Annotated in this window: 23 protein-coding genes; 12 read left to right on the forward strand and 11 right to left on the reverse strand. The window is 71.3% G+C overall.

From position 1 onward, the window contains the following. Positions 1-384 (reverse strand): ATP-binding protein, encoded by a 384-nt coding sequence (locus KZQ38_RS29020; protein ID WP_219446389.1) that lies wholly within the window; start codon positions 382-384, stop codon positions 1-3. Positions 385-522: 138 nt separating this feature from the next. Between KZQ38_RS29020 and KZQ38_RS29025 the strand changes: the two genes are divergently transcribed. Continuing rightward, positions 523-846: an STAS domain-containing protein gene (locus KZQ38_RS29025; protein ID WP_219446391.1), complete on the forward strand. Its 324-nt coding sequence runs from the start codon at positions 523-525 to the stop codon at positions 844-846. A 2-nt stretch (positions 847-848) separates the two neighbouring features. Here KZQ38_RS29025 and KZQ38_RS29030 read toward each other — a convergent pair whose 3' ends face one another. Continuing rightward, positions 849-2,237, reverse strand: a complete 1,389-nt coding sequence (locus KZQ38_RS29030; RefSeq protein ID WP_219446393.1) for a PP2C family protein-serine/threonine phosphatase — start codon at positions 2,235-2,237, stop codon at positions 849-851. Positions 2,238-2,333: 96 nt separating this feature from the next. Here KZQ38_RS29030 and KZQ38_RS29035 point away from each other — a divergent pair, with 96 nt between their 5' ends. Beyond that, positions 2,334-6,785, forward strand: coding sequence for a hybrid sensor histidine kinase/response regulator (locus KZQ38_RS29035; protein WP_372452297.1), 4,452 nt, complete (start codon positions 2,334-2,336; stop codon positions 6,783-6,785). Here the strand turns inward: KZQ38_RS29035 and KZQ38_RS29040 are convergent. Next, on the reverse strand, positions 6,751-6,987 hold the full coding sequence (locus KZQ38_RS29040; protein ID WP_219446395.1) for a hypothetical protein: 237 nt from the start codon (positions 6,985-6,987) through the stop codon (positions 6,751-6,753). The two genes, KZQ38_RS29035 and KZQ38_RS29040, sit on opposite strands and share 35 nt — an antisense overlap. Before the next feature lie 124 nt (positions 6,988-7,111). Between KZQ38_RS29040 and KZQ38_RS29045 the strand changes: the two genes are divergently transcribed. The 3 genes from KZQ38_RS29045 to KZQ38_RS29055 are packed head-to-tail and all read left to right on the forward strand — an operon-like array spanning position 7,112 to position 8,324. Then, a complete protein-coding gene (locus KZQ38_RS29045; RefSeq protein ID WP_219446397.1) occupies positions 7,112-7,954 on the forward strand; it encodes a helix-turn-helix domain-containing protein in 843 nt (280 codons plus the stop codon). Then, positions 7,951-8,130, forward strand: a complete 180-nt coding sequence (locus KZQ38_RS29050; protein WP_219446399.1) for a DUF397 domain-containing protein — start codon at positions 7,951-7,953, stop codon at positions 8,128-8,130. The genes KZQ38_RS29045 and KZQ38_RS29050 overlap by 4 nt, the downstream gene beginning before the upstream one ends. Before the next feature lie 14 nt (positions 8,131-8,144). Further along, positions 8,145-8,324 carry a DUF397 domain-containing protein gene (locus KZQ38_RS29055; protein ID WP_219446400.1) on the forward strand — a complete coding sequence of 60 codons (180 nt, stop codon included), beginning with the start codon at positions 8,145-8,147 and terminating at the stop codon, positions 8,322-8,324. Here KZQ38_RS29055 and KZQ38_RS29060 read toward each other — a convergent pair. The 5 genes from KZQ38_RS29060 to KZQ38_RS29080 form a co-directional block, all read right to left on the reverse strand. After that, positions 8,321-8,665: an STAS domain-containing protein gene (locus KZQ38_RS29060; RefSeq protein ID WP_219446402.1), complete on the reverse strand. Its 345-nt coding sequence runs from the start codon at positions 8,663-8,665 to the stop codon at positions 8,321-8,323. The two genes, KZQ38_RS29055 and KZQ38_RS29060, sit on opposite strands and share 4 nt — an antisense overlap. 60 nt (positions 8,666-8,725) lie before the next feature. Then, positions 8,726-9,100 carry a response regulator gene (locus tag KZQ38_RS29065; protein ID WP_219446404.1) on the reverse strand — a complete coding sequence of 125 codons (375 nt, stop codon included), beginning with the start codon at positions 9,098-9,100 and terminating at the stop codon, positions 8,726-8,728. After that, positions 9,097-10,122: a PAS domain-containing sensor histidine kinase gene (locus KZQ38_RS29070; RefSeq protein ID WP_257902501.1), complete on the reverse strand. Its 1,026-nt coding sequence runs from the start codon at positions 10,120-10,122 to the stop codon at positions 9,097-9,099. The genes KZQ38_RS29065 and KZQ38_RS29070 overlap by 4 nt, the downstream gene beginning before the upstream one ends. A gap of 50 nt (positions 10,123-10,172) precedes the next feature. Then, positions 10,173-10,550 carry an ATP-binding protein gene (locus KZQ38_RS29075; RefSeq protein WP_308258647.1) on the reverse strand — a complete coding sequence of 126 codons (378 nt, stop codon included), beginning with the start codon at positions 10,548-10,550 and terminating at the stop codon, positions 10,173-10,175. Between the two features lie 76 nt (positions 10,551-10,626). Further along, the gene (locus KZQ38_RS29080) at positions 10,627-11,274 is read right to left on the reverse strand and encodes a response regulator transcription factor (RefSeq protein ID WP_257902502.1); all 648 of its coding nucleotides are present in this window, start codon (positions 11,272-11,274) and stop codon (positions 10,627-10,629) included. A gap of 224 nt (positions 11,275-11,498) precedes the next feature. Here KZQ38_RS29080 and pcaH point away from each other — a divergent pair, with 224 nt between their 5' ends. The 4 genes from pcaH to pcaC are packed head-to-tail and all read left to right on the forward strand — an operon-like array spanning position 11,499 to position 13,943. Next, positions 11,499-12,224 carry a protocatechuate 3,4-dioxygenase subunit beta gene (pcaH, locus tag KZQ38_RS29085; RefSeq protein WP_219446408.1) on the forward strand — a complete coding sequence of 242 codons (726 nt, stop codon included), beginning with the start codon at positions 11,499-11,501 and terminating at the stop codon, positions 12,222-12,224. Then, positions 12,217-12,777, forward strand: coding sequence for a protocatechuate 3,4-dioxygenase subunit alpha (gene pcaG / locus KZQ38_RS29090; RefSeq protein WP_219446410.1), 561 nt, complete (start codon positions 12,217-12,219; stop codon positions 12,775-12,777). The genes pcaH and pcaG overlap by 8 nt, the downstream gene beginning before the upstream one ends. Before the next feature lie 51 nt (positions 12,778-12,828). Then, complete coding sequence (gene pcaD / locus KZQ38_RS29095; protein ID WP_219446412.1) at positions 12,829-13,581, forward strand: 3-oxoadipate enol-lactonase; 753 nt, start codon at positions 12,829-12,831, stop codon at positions 13,579-13,581. Continuing rightward, positions 13,578-13,943: a 4-carboxymuconolactone decarboxylase gene (gene pcaC / locus KZQ38_RS29100; protein ID WP_219446414.1), complete on the forward strand. Its 366-nt coding sequence runs from the start codon at positions 13,578-13,580 to the stop codon at positions 13,941-13,943. The genes pcaD and pcaC overlap by 4 nt, the downstream gene beginning before the upstream one ends. Positions 13,944-13,948: 5 nt before the next feature. Here pcaC and KZQ38_RS29105 read toward each other — a convergent pair whose 3' ends face one another. Together KZQ38_RS29105 and KZQ38_RS29110 are read right to left on the reverse strand one after the other, a co-directional pair. After that, positions 13,949-14,674, reverse strand: a complete 726-nt coding sequence (locus KZQ38_RS29105; RefSeq protein WP_219446416.1) for an SDR family NAD(P)-dependent oxidoreductase — start codon at positions 14,672-14,674, stop codon at positions 13,949-13,951. Beyond that, entirely contained in the window at positions 14,671-15,072 is a 402-nt protein-coding gene (locus KZQ38_RS29110; RefSeq protein WP_308258648.1) for an MOSC domain-containing protein, read from the reverse strand. The genes KZQ38_RS29105 and KZQ38_RS29110 overlap by 4 nt, the downstream gene beginning before the upstream one ends. A 219-nt stretch (positions 15,073-15,291) precedes the next feature. Here KZQ38_RS29110 and KZQ38_RS29115 point away from each other — a divergent pair, with 219 nt between their 5' ends. Beyond that, positions 15,292-15,525, forward strand: a complete 234-nt coding sequence (locus tag KZQ38_RS29115) for a hypothetical protein (protein ID WP_219446420.1) — start codon at positions 15,292-15,294, stop codon at positions 15,523-15,525. 349 nt (positions 15,526-15,874) lie between these two features. Next, positions 15,875-17,203, forward strand: a complete 1,329-nt coding sequence (locus tag KZQ38_RS29120) for a lysine N(6)-hydroxylase/L-ornithine N(5)-oxygenase family protein (RefSeq protein ID WP_219446422.1) — start codon at positions 15,875-15,877, stop codon at positions 17,201-17,203. A gap of 15 nt (positions 17,204-17,218) precedes the next feature. Here the strand turns inward: KZQ38_RS29120 and KZQ38_RS29125 are convergent, their stop codons facing one another. Then, a complete protein-coding gene (locus KZQ38_RS29125) occupies positions 17,219-18,775 on the reverse strand; it encodes a PstS family phosphate ABC transporter substrate-binding protein (protein WP_219446424.1) in 1,557 nt (518 codons plus the stop codon). Positions 18,776-18,934: 159 nt separating this feature from the next. On the opposite strand from KZQ38_RS29125, the gene KZQ38_RS29130 reads away from it, so the two are divergent. Next, positions 18,935-19,756, forward strand: coding sequence for an ABC transporter ATP-binding protein (locus KZQ38_RS29130; protein WP_308258649.1), 822 nt, complete (start codon positions 18,935-18,937; stop codon positions 19,754-19,756). The last annotated feature ends 28 nt before the right edge of the window (positions 19,757-19,784 follow it).

The raw sequence follows: 19,784 nt of genomic DNA on the forward strand, positions 1-19,784 counted from the left end.
TCAGCCCAGTTCGGCCCACACGACCTTGCCGTTGGCGGTGGGGGTGGTGCCCCACGAACGGCTCAGAGCGTTGATGATGATCAAGCCTCGGCCGCGGGCCGAGTCGACTTCCACAGGTCTTGGCTGGGGCAGGGTGGTCGACTGGTCCGCCACCTCGATCCTCATACCGGTACCGCTCCGGCTCACCGTCAGCTCCAAGGGGCCGGTGGCGTGGTCCACCGCGTTGGACACCAGCTCCGTGACGACCAACGCGGCATCCTCGGCCACGTCCGCCGACACGCCCCAGGCCGCGCCTGCCTCGCCGACTATGCGGCGTGCCTGCGCGGACGCGCCTGCGGTGGCAGGCAGCGTCACGGCCACCGGCGTCGCTGGCTCGTTGCGCACAATCCGCTCCCGTTGATCGGCCGTTACCGCATCGTCGCACATCCTGTCGCTTGGACCACCCAGTGGTCGCGTCCAACGGCCCCGTGCTGCACGATCTGTACCGGCACGGCACCCGCCGTGCGGGGAGGCGACGACGCGATGGATTTGCAGGTGCGCAGCGAGGAGCGCGGTGGCTGGACGGTCGTCGCGGTGTCGGGCGAGCTGGACGCGGACACCGTGCCCGTGCTCTCGGACCACCTCGACGGGACGTCCGGGGAGCGGGTGGTGCTCGACCTGAGCGGTGTCCCGTTCATGGACACCACCGGGCTGTCCCTCATGCTCGACTGGCACCGGCGGCTGGACGGTGCGGGCGGGCAGTTCCGGATGGCGTCGCTGCAACCGTCGGTGCACAAGCTGTTCCGGCTCACCGAGCTGACCGAGGTGATGCACATCCACGAGTCGGTGGCCGACGCCACCGCGTAGGCTCACGGCTCCGCCTGCACGACGAGGATGGTCAGGTCGTCGTGCTCCGCCGGCCCCAGCCAGTCGAACACCTCGGTCCGGACGTGCTCGGCCACGGCTTCGGCGGGCAGGCCCGCGCACCGCTCGAGTGCGGCCCGCAACCGGCTGTCACCGAACAGCTCCGCCCGGTCCGCGCCGGATCTCGCCTCGGTCACGCCGTCGCTGTAGAGCAGCAGCGTCTCGCCCGGCCCGAGGATCACCGTGGTCTGCTGGAACCGCACCTCGGGCAGCACGCCCACGATCCCGCCGTGCACCGCCACCTCGTCCACGCGCCCGGTCGACCGCAGCACCAGCGGCGCGGGGTGCCCGCCCGCCGAGAGCGCCACCCGCAGCCCACCCGCCTGCACGGGCACCAGGTTCCCGACGACCAGCGTGGTGAACAGCTTGCTGCCCGCCGCCCGCAGCGCCGCGTTGAGCAGCGCCAGCAGCTGCGCGGGCCGCTGCTCGACCACCAGCAGGGTGTGCAGGCTCTGCCGCACCCGTCCCGAGTGGACGGCCGCCTCGACGCCGTTGCCCGCCACGTCGCCGAGCACGAACGCCGCGCTGCCGTCCTCCCGCGGGTGCACGTCGAAGAAGTCGCCGCCGACCTGGAAGGCCGGATCGGCCGGCTCGTACACCTGCGCCAACCGCACCCCGGCCACCTCCGGCAGCGGACCGGGCAGCAGTGGTGTCCGCAACACGGTGACCGTCCGGTCCCGCTCGTGCAGCAGCGTGCTGACCGCCAACGCCTCCGACGCGCGGTCCGCGTAACGCAGCAACAGCTCCAGGTCGTACCCGCCGAAGCACACCAACGCGCCGCCACCGGTCAGCCCCGTGGCCACCCCGCGCCCGGTCGCGCCGCCCCACGGCCCGTCACCGGGACCGGCGACCTCGACGTGCCGCACCCGGCCGTCGAGCACGTCCGCCAGGCCGGGCGTGCCGAACGCCACCTGCCGCGCGGTGCGGGCCGCGGCGACCACGCCGTCCGGACCGCGCCGCCACCACTCCAGCCGTCCGCGACCGCCCGGCACGATCGCCACGGCGTGGTGCGCGGGTGCGGATCCGACGACGTTCCGTAAAGTTTCGGCACGATCGGTGATGGCGTCGAACGTGCGGTACGCCGCCTGGAGGTAGTCCTCGGGGCTGCGGAACCAGGCGGTCCACCCGCCGCCGAGATCACGCGACCGGCCCGACACGGCCGCCCGTGAACCCACCTGGACCTGGGGGAACAGCACGGAGGCAAGCCGGTTCGCCAAGCGGGCGACCCCGTCGGGGTCGACCACCACCACGGCTTCGTGGAAGCCGTCGACGAGGCGGCGCCACGTGTCGAGGTCGAGGCCCGCCTCGGAACCTTGCCGGTAGCCCTGGGCCATCGCGGCTCCTGTGTGTCGGGTCGTGCCCAACCTAGCGGACACGCCACCACAGACAGTGGCAGGCTTGGCCCAGATCCGCTGACGTTGGAGGCCCTCGTGACGACCGCGCAGGACGACACGGACGTGACCCTCGCCCGGCTGCTGACCGCGATGCGCGAGATGCGGGACGGCAACTTCCGCCGCCGCCTCGTCGTGTCGCGAGGCGTGCCGGGCGAACTCGCCCGCACGTTCAACGAGATCGCGGAGCGCAACCAGTGGCTGGTGGGCGAGCTGGTGCGGGTCCGGCAGGCGGTGGGCCAGGAGGGCAGACTGGGCGAGCGACTCGGCCCGGGTGCGGGGCCGATGGGCTGGGAGATGGCCGCCGACGCCGTCAACGGGCTCATCGACGACCTGACCCGGCCGACCACGGAGCTGAGCCGGGTGCTCGCGGCCGTGGCACGGGGCGACCTGTCGCAGCAGTTGACCGTCGCGGGCCGCGGCGAGGTCGCCAACCTGGTGGACAGCTTCAACTCGATGACCGCCACCCTGCGCACGTTCGCGGGCGAGGTCACGCGGGTGGCGCGCGAGGTCGGCACGGACGGCCGGCTCGGCGGCAAGGCCACCGTGCCGGGTGTGGCGGGCACCTGGAAGGACCTCACCGACTCGGTGAACTTCATGTCCGACAACCTGACCGCGCAGGTCCGCGACATCGCCCAGGTGGCGACGGCGGTGGCGCAGGGCGACCTGTCGCAGAAGATCACGGTCACCGTCGCGGGCGAGATGCTGGAGCTGAAGGACACCGTCAACACGATGGTGGATCAGCTCTCGTCGTTCGCGGACGAGGTGACGCGGGTGGCGCGCGAGGTCGGCACGGATGGCCGGTTGGGTGGTCAGGCCCAGGTGCCTGGTGTCGGTGGCACGTGGCGCGACCTCACCGACAACGTCAACTTCATGGCGAACAACCTGACCTCCCAGGTGCGCAACATCGCCCAGGTGGCGACGGCGGTGGCCCAGGGCGACCTGTCGCAGAAGATCACCGTGGACGCCCGGGGCGAGATCCTGGAGCTGAAGTCGACCATCAACACGATGGTGGACCAGCTCTCGTCGTTCGCCGACGAGGTGACGCGGGTCGCGCGCGAGGTGGGCACCGAGGGCCGGTTGGGTGGTCAGGCCCAGGTCTCGGGTGTCGCGGGGACGTGGCGTGATCTGACCGACTCGGTGAACTTCATGGCGGGCAACCTGACCTCCCAGGTGCGCAACATCGCCCAGGTGACCACGGCCGTGGCGCAGGGCGACCTGTCGCAGAAGATCGACGTCGACGCGCGGGGCGAGATCCTCCAGCTCAAAACGACGATCAACACGATGGTGGATCAGTTGTCGTCCTTCGCGGCCGAGGTGACGCGCGTGGCGCGGGAGGTCGGCAGCGACGGCCGGTTGGGTGGTCAGGCCCAGGTGCCGGGTGTCGCGGGGACGTGGCGTGATCTGACCGACTCGGTGAATTTCATGGCGGGCAACCTGACCTCCCAGGTGCGCAACATCGCCCAGGTGGCGACGGCGGTGGCCCGCGGCGACCTGTCGCAGAAGATCACCGTGAACGCGCGGGGCGAGATCCTGGAGCTGAAGGACACCGTCAACACGATGGTGGATCAGCTCTCGTCGTTCGCCGACGAGGTGACGCGGGTCGCGCGCGAGGTCGGCACGGATGGTCGGCTGGGTGGTCAGGCTCAGGTGCCGGGTGTCGGCGGCACGTGGCGTGACCTCACCGACTCGGTGAACTTCATGGCCAACAACCTCACGGCGCAGGTCCGCAACATCGCCCAGGTGACCACGGCCGTGGCGGGCGGCGATCTCTCGCAGAAGATCACCGTGGACGCCCGCGGCGAGATCCTGGAGTTGAAGTCGACCATCAACACGATGGTGGACCAGCTCTCGTCGTTCGCCGACGAGGTGACGCGCGTGGCGCGTGAGGTCGGCACGGACGGCCGGTTGGGCGGCCAGGCCCGCGTGCCGGGGGTGGCGGGCACCTGGAAGGACCTCACGGACAACGTGAACGTCATGGCGGACAACCTGTCCACCCAGGTCCGCAGCATCGCGGCGGTGGCGACGGCGGTCGCGGGCGGCGACCTGTCGAAGAAGATCACGGTGGAGGCCAAGGGCGAGATCGCCGCGCTCGCCGACACCATCAACGGCATGGTCGACACGCTGCGGGCGTTCGCCGACGAGGTGACCCGCGTGTCCCGCGAGGTCGGCACCGAGGGCATCCTCGGCGGCCAGGCCCGCGTGCCGAACGTGGCGGGCACCTGGAAGGACCTCACCGAGAACGTCAACTTCATGGCGAACAACCTGACCAACCAGGTGCGCAACATCGCCCAGGTGACCACCGCCGTCGCGCGTGGGGACCTGTCGAAGAAGATCGACGTGGACGCGCGGGGCGAGATCCTGGAGCTGAAGACGACGATCAACACGATGGTGGATCAGCTCTCGTCGTTCGCGGACGAGGTGACGCGCGTGGCGCGCGAGGTCGGCACCGAGGGCAAGCTCGGCGGCCAGGCCGAGGTGGAGGGCGTGTCCGGCACCTGGAAGCGGCTCACCGAGAACGTCAACGAGCTGGCCGGCAACCTGACCCGGCAGGTGCGGGCGATCGCCGTGGTGGCCACCGCGGTGACCGAGGGCGACCTGACCCGGCAGATCACCGTGGACGCGTCCGGCGAGGTCGCCGAGCTGAAGGACAACGTCAACCGGATGATCCTGAACCTGCGCGAGACGACCCGCGCCAACGAGGAGCAGGACTGGCTGAAGACGAACCTGGCCCGGCTGTCCGGTCTCATGCAGGGGCACCGCGACCTGCACGCCATGGCGTCGCTGGTGATGAGCGAGCTGACGCCGCTGGTGTCCGCGCAGCACGGGGCGTTCTTCCTGGTCGACGGCGAGTCCGACGCGCTGGAGCTGACCGCCACCTACGCCTACCAGCCGAGCGGGCGGCCGACCCGGTTCTCCCGCGGCGAGTCGCTGGTCGGCCAGGTGGCGGTGGAGAAGAAGACGGTCCTGGTGCGGGACGTGCCGCCGGGTTACGTGGAGATCGGGTCGGGCATGGGCTCCGCGCCGCCGGTCAACCTGGTGATCCTGCCGGTGGTGTTCCAGGGCGAGACGCTGGGCGTGATCGAGCTGGGCTCGTTCGGCGAGTTCACCGAGGTGCACCTGGACCTGCTGGACCAGCTCAAGGAGAACATCGGCGTCAACGTGAACACGATGCTCGCCAACGCCCGCACGGACAGCCTGCTGGTCGAGTCGCAGCGGCTCACCGAGGAGCTGCGCGCGGGCTCGGTGGAGCTGGAGGCACGGGCGCGGCAGCTCTCGTCGGCCTCGAAGTACAAGTCGGAGTTCATGGCCAACATGTCGCACGAGCTGCGCACGCCGCTGAACTCGCTGCTGATCCTGGCGAAGCTGCTCGCGGACAACCTGGACGGCAACCTCAACCCCAAGCAGGTCGAGTTCGCGCGCACCATCCACTCGTCGGGCACGGACCTGTTGCAGCTGATCGACGACATCCTGGACCTGACGAAGGTCGAGTCGGGGCACATGCAGGTGCAGACCGACCCGGTGCGGGTGTCCGACGTCGTGGGTTACGTGGAGGCGCTGACCCTGCCGCTGGCGGCGGAGAAGGGGCTGTCGTTCGACGTCGTCGTGGAGTCGGACGTGCCCTCCACCCTGCACACCGACGAGCACCGGTTGCAGCAGATCCTGCGCAACCTGCTGTCCAACGCGGTGAAGTTCACCCACGACGGCGAGATCCGGCTGCGCATCCGGCACGCCGAGAACGCGGTGGCGTTCGACGTGCACGACACCGGCATCGGCATCCCGGCGGAGAAGCTGTCGGTGATCTTCGAGGCGTTCCAGCAGGCCGACGGCACGACGTCGCGCAAGTACGGCGGCACGGGCCTCGGCCTGTCCATCAGCCGGGAGCTGGCGGCGCTGCTGGACGGCCGCCTGGACGTGCGCAGCGAACCCGGCGCGGGTTCCACGTTCACCCTCTACCTGCCGCTGGCCGACCAGGCGCTGGTGCCGCTGCCCGCGGAGCCGGAACTCCCGGCGCCACCCGCCGCGCCCCAGCCGCGGCTCCCGGTCGCGACGCCCGCGGCGGAGGCGCCGCCGGCGCCCGCCGACCTGCCGCCCGCGCCGATGCGGTTCCACGGCGAGAAGGTCCTGATCGTGGACGACGACCTGCGCAACGTGTTCGCGCTGACCAGCGTGCTGGAGCTGCACGGCTTGGAGGTGATCTACGCGGACAACGGGATCACCGGCGTGCGTGCGCTGGAGCAGTACGACGACGTGTCGTTGGTGCTGATGGACATCATGATGCCGGAGCTGGACGGCAACGCGACGATGGCCGCTATCCGCGCCATGGCGCGGTACGAGGACCTGCCGGTGATCGCGGTGACGGCGAAGGCCATGAAGGGTGACCGGGAGAAGAGCCTCGCGTCCGGGGCGACGGACTACGTGACCAAGCCGGTGGACACTGATCATCTGCTCCGCCTCATTGCCTTCTACCTGGGGTTGGAGCAGGACTGACGGTGCCGTCGCGCAACGCGCGCAGCGCCGCGCCGCCGACGGCGACCAGGCGCTCCAGCGCGGCTTCGGTCAGGGCCAGTTCCAGCTCGCCCCGCCCGAAGGACAGCGCGACGGAATCCGCCTGGAGCGCGTAGGTGATCGGTGTCGCGGCGTCGTAGTGGACCCAGCTGCACAGTTCTCCGCTGATGGGTGTCGCGGTCATGGAATGGGCTGCCTTCCGATTCGAGAATTCCGGTGCGCACCAGAATTCTCGGTGCGCACCACCTTCGTCAATTCCCCGATCGAGTGGTCATCGAGCGGGGTGCGGTGGGCCCTATGCTGTGGTCATGGGACGCACCAGTCCGAAATCCGTGGCGCTCGGGGCCGAACTCCGCGCGGCCCGGGACAACGCCGGCGTGACGCTGCGCGAGCTGGCCAAACGCCTCGGCGTCGACCACAGCTCGCTGTCCCGGGCGGAGTCCGGCGAGCGGCCACCGGCGCCGCACGTGGTCCTCGCCATCCTCCGCGCGCTCGGGGTCGAGGGCGCCGAGCGCGAGCGGATCGTGGACATGTCGCGCGTGCCCGACGACGCCGTCTGGATGGCGGTGGCGATCCCGGACCTGCGCTCGCAGCTGTCCGCCCTGCTGAGCCTGGAGCAGGTGGCGACCGGGATCACCGACGTCTCACCGCTGCTGGTCCCCGGCCTGGTGCAGACCAGCGGGTACGCGCGGGCGGTCATGCGCGCGGGCGGGGTGCCGCCGGAGGACGTCGAGATCCGCGTCGCCACCCGGCTGGGGCGGCAGGACGTGCTCAAGCGTGTTGACCGTGTGCGGTACACGGCGTTCATCGGCGTACCGGCGTTGCGGGCGGGCATCGGTGGCCCGGAGGTCATGGCGGAGCAGCTCGACCACCTGGTGAAGGTGGCGGAGTGGCCCAACGTCGAGCTGCACGTGATCCCGGAGGCGGTGGGCTGGCACCCCGCGCTGGAGGGCGCCTTCATGGTCCTGGACACCGAGGCGTTGAGCGTCGTGCACGTCGAGAACCGGCGCAGCGGGCTCTTCTACCAGGACGTCGAGGACATGGCGGCGTACCGGGAAGCCGTCGACCAACTGCGGGAAATCGCGTTGGACGCGGACGAGACCACGCAATTGATCGCACGTGAGGCCGATCGGGTGAAGGAGTTCGGATGAGCGGGTGGCGGAAGTCGACGCGTAGCACCAACACGAATTCATGTGTGGAGGTGGCCCGCGGGTTGGTGGCGGTGCGGGATTCGAAAAACCCTCATGGTCCGGTGTTGGGTTTTCGGGAGGGACGGGCGGTTGGCGCGCTGCTGGTGGCGGTGCGCGGCGGGCGGTTCGACGGTTAGGTGAGGGAGTTCCGATGAGCGAGTGGCGGAAGTCGACGCGTAGCACCAACACCGATTCGTGTGTGGAGGTGGCGCGCGGGTTGGTGGCGGTGCGGGATTCGAAGAACCCCGATGGTCCGGTGTTGGGTTTCCGGGAAGGTGGGGCGGTTGGTGCGCTGTTGGCCGCGGTGCGTGGCGGGCGGCTCGACGGCTAAGCGCGGGTGCCCGTGCGCCGGACGCGGTCGAGTGCCGCGGCCGGCGACGGGCACAGCGGCAGGTGGCAGTCGAGGCCGGTGGCCTCCAGCGGGCGCAGGACGGGGCGGTTCGCGGCCACCACGGCGAAGGCGGCCACCTCGCGGTGGGCGTCGAGCAGTACCCGGATGCCGGCGGAGCCGAAGAACGTGACGGCGCTGAGGTCCAGCACGAGCGCCGCGGCCCGCCCGCGCAGCGCGGCGCGTACCCGGGGCGCGGTGTCCTGGTCGACCTCACCCGCGACGGAGACCACCAGGACGTCACCCCACCGGGCGGAGTCGACGGTGATCAGCGGCTGCTCCATGCCCGCACTCCCGATGCCGTGGGCTGGCTGGCAACTGACGTTACGGCAGGTCGGGACCGGTCACAACTCCCGCGGGCGCGCCAGCTTGCGCACCGTCGCCACGATCTCCCGGTTCGGCACGCCCTTCACCAGGTACTCGGTGACGCCCGCGAGGCGCATCTCGGCGATGGCCGCCGGATCCGCGTGCGCGGAGAACACCATGATGCGTGCCGACGGGCACCGATGACGCAGTTCGCGGGCCACGTGGATGCCGCCACCGCCGGGCATCCGAATATCCACAACCACCACATCGGGTGAGTGCCGCTCGGCGAGGTCGACGGCGTCGGTGGCGTTGCGGGCGGCGGCCACCACGGTCAGGTCCGGTTCGGCGGTCAGCACCTCGTGCAGCGCCTCGCGGATCAAGGCGTCGTCGTCGCAGATCAGGACCGTGGTCATGGGGTGGTGGGCAGCCAGAACCGGACCGAGGTGCCGCCGCCCGGACGTGCGGCGAACGTCCACCAGCCGCCCGCCGTCTCCGCCCGCTCCCTCATCTCGATCATGCCGAAGTGCTCCAGGCCGGCTTGCAGGTCGGCGGACATGACGACGCCCACCCCGTCGTCGGACACCTCCACCAACGTCCCCCGGTCCACCGTGGACAGCCGCACCTCGACGGTGCTGGCACGGGCGTGCTTGTGCACGTTGGCGAGGGCTTCCTGGAAGATGCGGTAGATGGTGACGGCGGTGTCGGCGGGTGGTTCGCGCTCCAGCTCGTCGCGCACCACGTGGTCCAGGCCGAACGCGGGCGCCGCGTCGGCCAGGTACGCGGTGATGGCGCGTACCAGGCCGCGGTCCGCGATCTCGGGCGGGCGCAGCCGGAACACCAGCAACCGCAACCGGTCGACCGCGGTGCGCACCGCGTCGTCCAGCCGCCGCACGGTCGGCGCGTGCTCCTCGCCCAGCCGGTCCGCGAGCAGTTGCAGCCGCATCCCGACGGCCACCATCGACTGGATGGAGTCGTCGTGCACGTCCCACGCGATCCGCCGCCGCTCCAGCTCCTGCGCCTCGACCAGGTGGGTGACCAGCCGCCGCCGCTCCAGCAGGGCCTGCTCGGCGCGGCGGCGCTCGGTCATGTCGCGGGTGACCTTGCCGAACCCGCGCAACCGGCCGTCGCCGTCGAACAACGCGGTGATGACGACGTTCGCCCAGAACCGGGTGCCGTCCTTGCGCAGCCGCCAGCCCTCGTCCTCCAGCCGCCCGTCCGCGACGGCGGACTCCAGCTCGCGCTCCGGTTTGCCCGCGGCGATGTCCTCCGGCGGGTAGAACACCGAGAAGTGCCTGCCCAGCACCTCGGCCTCGGTGTAGCCCTTGATCCGCTCCGCGCCGATGTTCCAGCTCACGATGTGCCCGTCCGGGTCGAGCATGAATATCGCGTAGTCGAGCACGCCCTCGACGAGGAGCTGAAAGGCCGATTCAGGCATGCGGTCGGGTGACCGCCGTGGGTGGGGCATGGGCACACTGTGCACCGCGGTCAGGCCAGCTCGCACCACACGACCTTCCCGTCACCGCGAGGCAGGACGCCCCAGCGCCGGGCCAGCCTCCCGATCAGGGGCAGCCCCCAACCGCCGGTCGTGCCCCGCGGGCGTGGCCACGGGCGCAGGGCACTGCCGTCGGAGACCTCGACCAGCACGCGTTCCACGCCGCCGGTCAGCCGCAGCACGGCCAGGCCGCCGCCGTGCCGGTCGGCGTTCGCGACCAGCTCGGACACCACCAGCACCACGTCGTCGTGCGCGCCGCGGTAGCCCCAACCGGTCAGCGTTCGACGGGTGAAGTCACGGGCGAGGGCGGCGCTGCCGGGACCGCCGGGCGGGCTGAAGTCCGCCACCAGGTCCGTCGCAGGGACATCCACGTCGGCACTCTGGAGCACCGGAGGCCGGGGGACGAGACGCACCCGTGCCGGCGTGCCTGGTGCGTATGCACTACCCCTAGTCGACCAGGCCCTCCCGGCGGGCGATGGAGACGGCCTCCAGCTTCGACCGCGCGCCGAGCTTGTCCAGCACCCGCTGCACGTGGTTGCGCACGGTGTTGCGGGTGACGCCGAGCCGGTGGCCGATCTCGTCCGTGGACGCGCCGTCGGCGAGCAGTTCCAGCGTTTCGCGCTCCCGCGCGGTGAGCGACGTCCCGGTGGCCCGGACCCGGCCGGTGAGGCGGTCCAGCACACCGGTGAGCAGGTTCCCGTCGAACACCGCCTCACCACGCGCGACGCGGCGCACGGCGTCCGCCAGGTGGTCCAGCCGCGCCGATTTGAGCACCAGCCCCGAACCGCCCGCGTCGGCGACCCGGGTGGCCACGGCCGCGGTCGCCTCGCCGGTCAGCACGAGCACCCGTGCGCCGAGCCCGCGCAGGTGGGGGATGAGGGCGACGCCGTCCCCGTCGGGCAGGCGGCGGTCGAGCACGACCACGTCCGGCCGGTGGCGGGCGGTCGCGTCGCGGGCCTCCCGGACCGACCGCGCGGTGGCCACCACGACCACTCCCGGGTCCCGCTGGAGTGCCAGCCCGATCGCCTCGGCCACCATGTCGTGGTCCTCGACCAGCAGCATCCGGATCGGGCCGGTGTTCGGCGGTTCGGGCATGTCAGCCGTCCTCGTGGGCGAGTGGAACCCGGCGTCGGACTCCCCCGAGCGTGGCCCACCCACCCTAGCCCGCCGCGGCGCGGAGGCCCGCCCGCCCCGGCTTCCGTTCAGTGGAAGTGACCGTTGACCCGTCGAAACGGCCGCACCTACGGTCCGACCACCCCCGGCGGCCCGCGCGCGCCGCCCGGCGGACCCACCCCACGGCGGAGGAACAGGAGGGCGCGGTGCCACTGGACACCACCACGCCGCACTACCGGCGGGACACCGGGTCGCACCCACCGGTGCGTTGGCCGGACTACCGGTCCAACGCGCTGCGGTCGCCGCACCGGCCGCTGGCGCTGCTGCCGCAGCGGCTCGGCGAGATCACCGGCCCGCTGCTCGGCGAGGGCCGCGTCGGCCCGCACGACAACGACCTCACGGTCGGTCACGCGGGCGAGCCGCAGGGCCAGCGGATCACCGTGTCCGGTCGCGTGCTGGACGGTGACGGTCGCCCGGTCGCGGGCACCCTGCTGGAGGTGTGGCAGGCCAACGCGGGCGGCCGGTACCGGCACGACGGCGACCGCCACCCCGCGCCGCTGGACCCGAACTTCACCGGCGTCGGCCGCACCATCACCGACGCCGAGGGGCGCTACACGTTCACCACGATCCAGCCCGGCGCGTACCCGTGGCGCAACCACGACAACGCGTGGCGGCCGGCGCACATCCACTTCTCGCTGTTCGGCACGGCGTTCACGCAGCGGCTGATCACCCAGATGTACTTCCCGGGCGACCCGTTGTTCTTCCAGGACCCGATCTACAACTCGGTGCGCGACCCGAAGGCACGCGCGGCCATGGTCGCCCGGTTCGACATGGACCGCACGGTGCCGGAGTGGTCGTTGGGCTACGAGTGGGACATCGTGCTGCGGGGCAAGAACCCCACGCCGCTGGAGGACGAGGACGACGATGACTGAACTCCAGACCACCCCGTCGCAGACCGTCGGGCCGTTCTTCGCCATCGGCCTGCCGTGGGACGACGGCCCGTTCGTGGTGCCCGAAGGCACGCCCGGCGCGTTCCGCATCGAAGGCCGCGTGCTCGACGGCGAAGGCGTCCCGGTGCCGGACGCCGTCGTGGAGACCTGGCAGGCCGATCCGGACGGCCGCTTCGACCACCCCGACGACCCGCGTGGCGCGGTGCGCTGGAAGGATTTCCGGGGCTTCGGCCGGTGTCCCACCGACGAGGCGGGCCGCTACGGTGTCCTCACCGTGAAACCCGGCCCGCTGCCGGCCGCGGACGGGCTGGAAGCGCCCCACCTCAACGTCTCGGTGTTCTGCCGGGGGATGCTGGTGCGGCTGGTCACCCGGATCTACTTCCCGGACGAGGAGGCCAACGCGGACGACCCGGTGCTGTGCGCCATCGACGACCCGGCCGCGCGGAGCACGCTCATCGCCACGCGCAACCCGACCGGCTACACCTTCGACATCCACTTGCAAGGGGAGCATGAAACCGTCTTCTTCGACGTCTGAGCCGTTCCGCCCGACCGCCCCGGTGCGGACGAGCCGGGGGAGGGGCGCGCGGTGAAGCTGCACTACGAGTTGAGCGGACCGGAGGACGCGCCGGTCGTCGTGCTCGGCAACTCGCTGGGCACCACGACCCGGCTGTGGGACCGGCAGGCCCCGGAGCTGGAGCAGCGGTTCCGGGTGCTGCGCTACGACCACCGCGGGCACGGCGGCAGCCCCGCGTCGCCCGGCCCGTACCGGATCGACGACCTGGCCGACGACGTGCTGGAGCTGCTGGACGGCCTCGGCTTCCAACGCGTGTCGTACTGCGGCGTGTCGATGGGCGCGATGGTCGGCATGTACCTGGCGGGGCACGCGCCGGAGCGCGTCGACCGGCTGGTGCTGTGCTGCACGGCGGCGACCTACACGGCCGCCGCGCCGTGGCTGGAGCGCGCGGCGGCCGTGCGTGCCGCGGGCACCGGCTCCATCGCCGCCGCCGTCGTGGACCGCTGGTTCACGCCCGCTCTGCGCGAGCGCTCGCCGGAGACGGTGACGCGGTTCGAGGAGATGCTGGCGAGCGTGGACGACGAGAGCTACGCGGGTTGTTGCGAGGCGTTGGCGGCACTGGACCTGCGGTCCGTGCTGCCCGCGATCGAAGCGCCGACCGCGGTGATCGCGGGCGCGCGTGACGAGGCGACGCCGCCGGAGTGCCTGCGCGCCATCGCGGACGCCGTGCCCGGCGCGCGGCTGCACGTGGTGGAGGCCGCGCACCTGGCGAACGTGGAGGCGGCGGACGAGGTGTCCGCAATCATGCGGGAGCATTTGGGATGAGCAGGTACGACGACGGGATGCGGGTGCGGCGTGAAGTGCTCGGCGACGAGCACGTGGACCGCGCGGTGGCGCGGACCGACGCGTTCACCGCGGACTTCCAGGAGCTGATCACCGAGTACGCGTGGGGTTCGATCTGGACCCGGCCGGGCCTGGACCGGCGGACGCGGTCGTGCGTGACGCTGGCGATGCTCGCGACCCTCGGGCACGAAGCGGAGCTGGCGATGCACGTGCGTGCCGCGCTGCGCAACGGCCTGACCCGCGACGAGATCAAGGAGGTCTTGTTGCAGGTGGGCGTCTACGCGGGCGTGCCGGCGGCGAACCGGGCGTTCGCGGTCGCCCAGCCGATCCTCGCGGAGGACTGACGCGCTCACCACGTGGGGCGCGCGCCGACACCGCCGTCCACCACGAGGTCGTGACCGGTGATGAACGACGCCATCGGCGAGGCGAGGAACACGCACGCGTCGCCGATGTCGTCGGGCGTGCCGAGCCTGCCCAGCGGCGCGGCGTCGTGCCAGCGGCGCACGCCGTCCGGCCAGTCCCGCGCCAGGCCGGGCCGGTCGACCAGGCCGGGTGACACCGTGTTCACGCGGACGCCGTACCCGCCGTACTCCAGGGCCGCCGACCGCGCGTGCATGATCAGCGCCGCCTTGGCCGACGCGTAGTGCGCGTGGCCCGGCGCCGGGTGCGTGCCCTCGATGGAGGCGATGTGCGTGATGGACCCGCCGGTCCCGCGTAGCACCGACACGGCCGCCTGCGTGCAGTTGAACGCCATGGTCAGGTTGGTGTCCACGACCGCGCGCCACTCGTCGGCGGTCATGCCCTCCAACGCCCGCACCGGCTGCACGCCCGCGCAGTTCACCACGGCGTCGAGCCGGCCGCGCCACGCCGCGGCCTCCTGGACCAGCCGCCGGCACCCGTGCTCGTCGGCCAGGTCGGCACGCAGGGCGAGCACGTCGGCGAGGTCCACCTCGCCCCGGTGGTGGTGGGCGACCACGTGCGCCCCGGCGGCGGCGAACCGGCGGGCCACACCCGCGCCGATGCCGCCGCTCGCGCCGGTCACCAGGACGACCGCGCCGGCGAGGTCCGCGGTCACACCGGCCGCAGCGGGCTGTGCGGGCCGGCGGGCAGTTCGACGTGGATCGCGTCGCCGGGCCGCACGTCGCCGCCCACGCGGACGACGGACATGATCCCGGCGCGACGCACCACCTCGTCGTGGTCGTCGCGGTGCACGACGTGCCGCAGCAGGCCCTCCCGGAACGCCTCGATCTGCGCGCACGGGTTGCGCAGCCCGGTCACCTCCACCACGGCGGTGTCGCCGATGCGCAGCAGTGCGCCGGTGGGCAGGCTGAGCAGGTCGATCCCGCGCGTGGTGACGTTCTCGCCCAGTTGACCGGCGTCGACGGCGAAGCCGAGGTCGTTCAGCTCGTCGTGCAGCTCGGCGTGCATGAGGTGCACCTGGCGCAGGTTCGGTTGCGAAGGGTCACGCCTCACCCGGGAACGGTGCTTGACCGTCACTCCCGCGTGAACGTCCCCTTCCACGCCGAGCCCGACCACCAGCCGGATGCGATCCTGTACGGGTTTGGTGAACGTGTACTCCGCGCTACGACTGACGGCCGCGACTGTTCCCATGTACCCGACCCTAACCGGTAAGACTTCAGGGGGTCGCGGCGATAAACGCGGTGGAAGCACTGCGGAACAACGGTGAAGATCATGGACGAACTGTCCCATCGGGCGCGCGCGGTGTTGCGCGCCATCGCGGCCGGCCGCGCCGAAGTAACGCTCAGCCGGGAACCCGACCTCCGGGTGGACGGCCTCCTGTGCAGCGATCAGGCGGTCGCACGTCAACTCGCCCACGCCGGCTTGCTCCGACCGGCCCCGTCCGGTGGTCACGGGCAGTGGTCGCCGGCCGAGTTGACCCCGGCCGGGCGCGCCTTGCTCGCCTGATCGGTGCGCGGCGGCTGTCGCGCACCCGGTGAGTCCACATCGGACCTGGAGCGATCCTGTCCTTTATGGATGGTTTGTGCTGTTTCGGCATGGGGTGTGCGCCCGATCGGGTCCTCGTCCTACGCCACCCGGCGGTGTCGGCTGCGCCGTTCGAGTGGTTGTCGGGAGTCCGGGTCCGAAGTCGTGTGGCGACGGGGCCGCGGTGGAGCCCGTGCGACCTCCTTCCCCGTGTTCCCGGGCGGGGCTAGCCTGGGCCGCGGAGAGGTCCGGATCACTCCCACGTGTGCTGAACTTAGGTTAGGGTAACCGAAGTTCGATCACTCCCTGTTGTCGCACCGATGGGACAGTCATGCCACAGCCACCTGTCTTCGACGTCCTCGGCGTCGGCTTCGGTCCGTCGAACCTGGCGCTGGCGATCGCCGTCACCGAGCACAACGCCACCGCGCGACCCGAAGACGTGGTGACCGCCCACTTCCTGGAGCGGCAGGCGGCCTTCGGCTGGCACCGGGGAATGCTGATCGACGACGCCACGATGCAGGTCTCGTTCCTCAAAGACCTGGTGACGCTGCGCAACCCCGTCAGCTCCTTCAGCTTCCTCAACTACCTGCACGGCAAAGGTCGCCTGGTCGACTTCATCAACCACAAGAACCTGTTCCCGCTGCGCGTCGAGTTCCACGACTACTTCGAGTGGGCCGCCGACCGCGTGGACGACCTGGTGTCCTACCGCCATGACGTCGTGTCCGTGGCGCCCGTGGTCGTGGACGGCGCGGTGACCCACTTCGACGTCACGTCCACCACCGCGAGCGGTGAACGGGAGGTGCGGCGCGCCCGGAACCTGGTGCTGGCCACGGGTTTGCGCGCCTGCCTGCCCGAAGGCGTCACCCAGACCGACCGGGTGTGGCACAACCGCGACTTCCTGCACCGCGTGACCGCGCTGGAGAACCCGAAGCGCCTCGTCGTGGTCGGCGCGGGGCAGAGCGGCGCGGAGGTCGCGGCGTTCCTGCACGACCGGTTCCGCGACGCCGAGGTGTGCGCGGTGTTCGCCCGTTACGGCTACAGCCCCGCCGACGACAGCTCCTTCGCCAACCGCATCTTCGACCCGAACGCCGTCGACGACTTCTACGGCGCCCCGGAAGAGGTCAAGCGCAAGCTCATGGAGTACCACGCGAACACCAACTACGCCGTGGTGGACAACGACCTCATCGCCGACCTGTACCGCCGTGTGTACCGGGAGAAGGTGCTCGGCGAGCAACGTCTCCGTCTGCTGAACATGTCCCGCGTGGCCAGGCAGGAGGAACACCCCGACGGCGTGCGCGTCACCGTCGAATCCCTCGCCGACGGCAGCCGTGAAACGCTCGACGCGGACGCCGTCGTCTACGCCACCGGCTACCGCGAAGCCGACCCCACCGCGTTGCTCGGCGACCTCGCGGGCCGCTGCGCGCGGGACGAGCGCGGCCGGTTGCGCGTCGACCGCGACTACCGGTTGGCCACCGGTGACGACGTCGTCGGCGGGATCTACCTCCAGGGCGGGACCGAGCACACGCACGGCATCTCGTCCTCGCTGCTGTCCAACACGTCCGTGCGCGTGGGTGAGATCCTCCGGTCCGTGCTCGACCACCGCGGCCCGAACGTGCCCTCCCAGGCCGCCTACGCCGTCACCGCCGCACCGCTCGGCTGACCGTCCACATCGGAGCTACTGCGCGGGCGCGCACCGCTGCGGGTTCTCCAGCTCCGCGCACGGCCGGTTCCCCGAGGTGCGGATGATGTCCTTGCCCACTTCATTGGTGAGGTAACGCAGGAAACTCGCCGCCACCGAGTCGGCGGGCGGCTCGCCGTACGTGTACGCGTACTCGGTCTCCCAGAACGGGTAGGCGCCGCGGTCCGCGCCGTCCAGCGTCGCCGGGTGGCCGTCGATCCGCACCAGCCGCAGGTCCGCCCGCTCGGCCGCCGCCTTCGCCTCGCTGTAGCCGATCGCGCCACGCGTGTGCGCCACCGTGTTCAGCACTTCCTCCGTGGTGGCACGCTCGCACCGCACCGCACCCGGCCGACCACCCGGGTCCAGGGTGCGGCAGTCGTCGGAGTTCGTCGCGGGCTCCCGCTCACCGCCCAGCACCCGGCGCTGGAACGCGGTGCGCGTGCCCGAACCCGGCTCGCGGCTGATCACCACCACCGGCACGTCCGCGCCGCCCACCTCGTTCCAGTTCGCGATGCCGCCCTCGTACAGCCGCCGGATCTGGTCCGTCGACAGGTCCTGCACACCCGCGTCCGGGTGAATCACCAGGCTGAACAGGGAGAACGCGGTCGGCCTCGGCAGCAGGCCCGGGAACCCGTCCGGTTTCGGCCCGTCGGAGAACGCGACCAGCGCTGAACCCCGCCCCTGCCGCCCCTGCTCGTCCAACCGCCGCAGACCCGCGCCGCTGCCGGCCGCCTCCACCTGGATCCGCGCCTCCGGGCACGTCTTCCGGTACATCGCCGCGGATTGCTCCACCACCCGCTGGAACGCCGTCGAACCCACCACGGTGAGGTCGCCCCGCGCGCAGTCCAGCGGCGCCGGGTCCTCGCGGTTGAGGGAGATGACCACCAGGGTCGCCAGCGCCAGCGAGAGCGTCGCGGCGAGCGCGGTGCTCTTCCACGACGGTCCGATGCGGTTGCGCGTCTGCCGCATCCGCCCGCCCTGGATACCGCCCACCACCAGGGGCGGCGGGAACCGGGGCGGTGCGCCCGCGCCCCGTTCCAGGGCGATCAGGAGCTTGTAGTGGTCGCGCCGGTTCAGCGGCACGGCGGGCAGCTCGATGACGCCGACGTGGTCCTCCCCGTTGCGGCGGTTGGCGATCCGCAGCCCGGCCTGCCGGGTGACCATCGTGGTGATGTGCGGTTGGCTGATCTCCGTCACCACCAGGCCCACCACGCGTCGGCCCGGGAACTCCACGCGCAGCGCGGTCTCCCGGTCCTCCTCCTCGTCGCTCGGCATGCCCGCGTAGTCGCTGGGGGTGATGTTGCTCATCCCGGTGTTCTCGATGCGCAGCAGGGCGATGGAGGGGTCGTTCACCTGCCCGCCGTTGCCCCCGCGCGTGGTCAGCAGCGACACCTGCGCGTCATCGGGTGTCACCAACCCGCTGGTGGTGGTATCCATCTGCCACCGGTAGCCGAGGCTCTTCCGGCCGATGAACACGAACTCCCACAAGAACGCGAACAACGCCACCGCGAGCGCGACGCAACCGATGAGCACGTCCCACGGGAACTCTTCCATGTCGCCCTCCGGGCCGGGGTCGGTGCGCCCGCAGCGTGTCAGGGTCGTGGGGTTGACCGAATCGAGTTCATGTGATGTTCACCGCTTCCCCGACTGCCGGTCGACCTCCGCAATTCCTTCGGTTAGCCTCACCTAAACGTTGGAGAGGGGAACGCCGTGGTGACCTTGGTGCCCCTGGAAGGCACTCGTCTGCGCGCCAATGACCTGACTCTGGCGTACGACGAGCGGCTTGTGGCCGACGGTCTCGACGTGGTGATCCCGGACGAGTCGTTCACGGTGATCGTCGGACCCAACGCGTGCGGCAAGTCCACCGTGCTGAAAGCGCTCGCACGGATGCTCAAGCCCCGCACGGGCACCGTGTACCTGGACGGTGCGGCCATCGCCTCTTATCGCTCCAAGGAGGTCGCACGGCGGTTGGGGCTGCTGCCGCAGTCGTCCATCGCGCCCGGCGGCATCACCGTGGCCGAACTCGTCGCCCGTGGCCGGTACCCGCACCAGCGGCTGCTGCGGCAGTGGTCCGTGGAGGACGAGGAGGTCAGCGCCAACGCCATGCGGCTCACCGGCGTGCACGACCTCGGTGACCGTCTGGTGGACGAGTTGTCCGGTGGGCAGCGGCAGCGCGTGTGGCTCGCGATGGTGCTTGCGCAGCAGACGCCGATTCTGTTGCTCGACGAGCCCACCACGTTCCTGGACATCGCTCACCAGATCGAGGTACTTGACCTGTGCGCGCAGCTGCACGAGGACGGTGGGCGCACGCTTGTGGCCGTGTTGCACGACCTGAACCAGGCGTGTCGGTACGCCACGCACCTGATCGCCATGAAGCCCGGTGAGGGCGTGGTCGCCCAGGGGCGGCCCGCGGACATCGTGACGGCGGAGTTGGTGGAGGACGTGTTCGGGTTGCCGTGTCGCGTGATTCCCGACCCGGAGACCGAAACGCCGCTGATCGTGCCGTTGCGCAGGCAGCGCGCCGCCCTCGTCTGAGCCGCCTGTTACCTTCTCGCGCCGCCAC

Source organism: Saccharothrix obliqua (genome assembly GCF_019375475.1).
Taxonomy (GTDB): domain Bacteria; phylum Actinomycetota; class Actinomycetes; order Mycobacteriales; family Pseudonocardiaceae; genus Actinosynnema; species Actinosynnema obliqua.

Coding starts and splice junctions, on each gene's coding strand:
- KZQ38_RS29025 (WP_219446391.1), top strand. CDS start 523: ATGGATTTGCAGGTGCGCAGCGAGGAGCGCGGTGGCTGGACGGTCGTC.
- KZQ38_RS29030 (WP_219446393.1), bottom strand. CDS start 2,237: ATGGCCCAGGGCTACCGGCAAGGTTCCGAGGCGGGCCTCGACCTCGAC.
- KZQ38_RS29040 (WP_219446395.1), bottom strand. CDS start 6,987: ATGACCGCGACACCCATCAGCGGAGAACTGTGCAGCTGGGTCCACTAC.
- KZQ38_RS29045 (WP_219446397.1), top strand. CDS start 7,112: ATGGGACGCACCAGTCCGAAATCCGTGGCGCTCGGGGCCGAACTCCGC.
- KZQ38_RS29050 (WP_219446399.1), top strand. CDS start 7,951: ATGAGCGGGTGGCGGAAGTCGACGCGTAGCACCAACACGAATTCATGT.
- KZQ38_RS29055 (WP_219446400.1), top strand. CDS start 8,145: ATGAGCGAGTGGCGGAAGTCGACGCGTAGCACCAACACCGATTCGTGT.
- KZQ38_RS29060 (WP_219446402.1), bottom strand. CDS start 8,665: ATGGAGCAGCCGCTGATCACCGTCGACTCCGCCCGGTGGGGTGACGTC.
- KZQ38_RS29065 (WP_219446404.1), bottom strand. CDS start 9,100: ATGACCACGGTCCTGATCTGCGACGACGACGCCTTGATCCGCGAGGCG.
- KZQ38_RS29070 (WP_257902501.1), bottom strand. CDS start 10,122: ATGCCTGAATCGGCCTTTCAGCTCCTCGTCGAGGGCGTGCTCGACTAC.
- KZQ38_RS29080 (WP_257902502.1), bottom strand. CDS start 11,274: ATGCCCGAACCGCCGAACACCGGCCCGATCCGGATGCTGCTGGTCGAG.
- pcaG (WP_219446410.1), top strand. CDS start 12,217: ATGACTGAACTCCAGACCACCCCGTCGCAGACCGTCGGGCCGTTCTTC.
- pcaC (WP_219446414.1), top strand. CDS start 13,578: ATGAGCAGGTACGACGACGGGATGCGGGTGCGGCGTGAAGTGCTCGGC.
- KZQ38_RS29115 (WP_219446420.1), top strand. CDS start 15,292: ATGGACGAACTGTCCCATCGGGCGCGCGCGGTGTTGCGCGCCATCGCG.
- KZQ38_RS29120 (WP_219446422.1), top strand. CDS start 15,875: ATGCCACAGCCACCTGTCTTCGACGTCCTCGGCGTCGGCTTCGGTCCG.
- KZQ38_RS29125 (WP_219446424.1), bottom strand. CDS start 18,775: ATGGAAGAGTTCCCGTGGGACGTGCTCATCGGTTGCGTCGCGCTCGCG.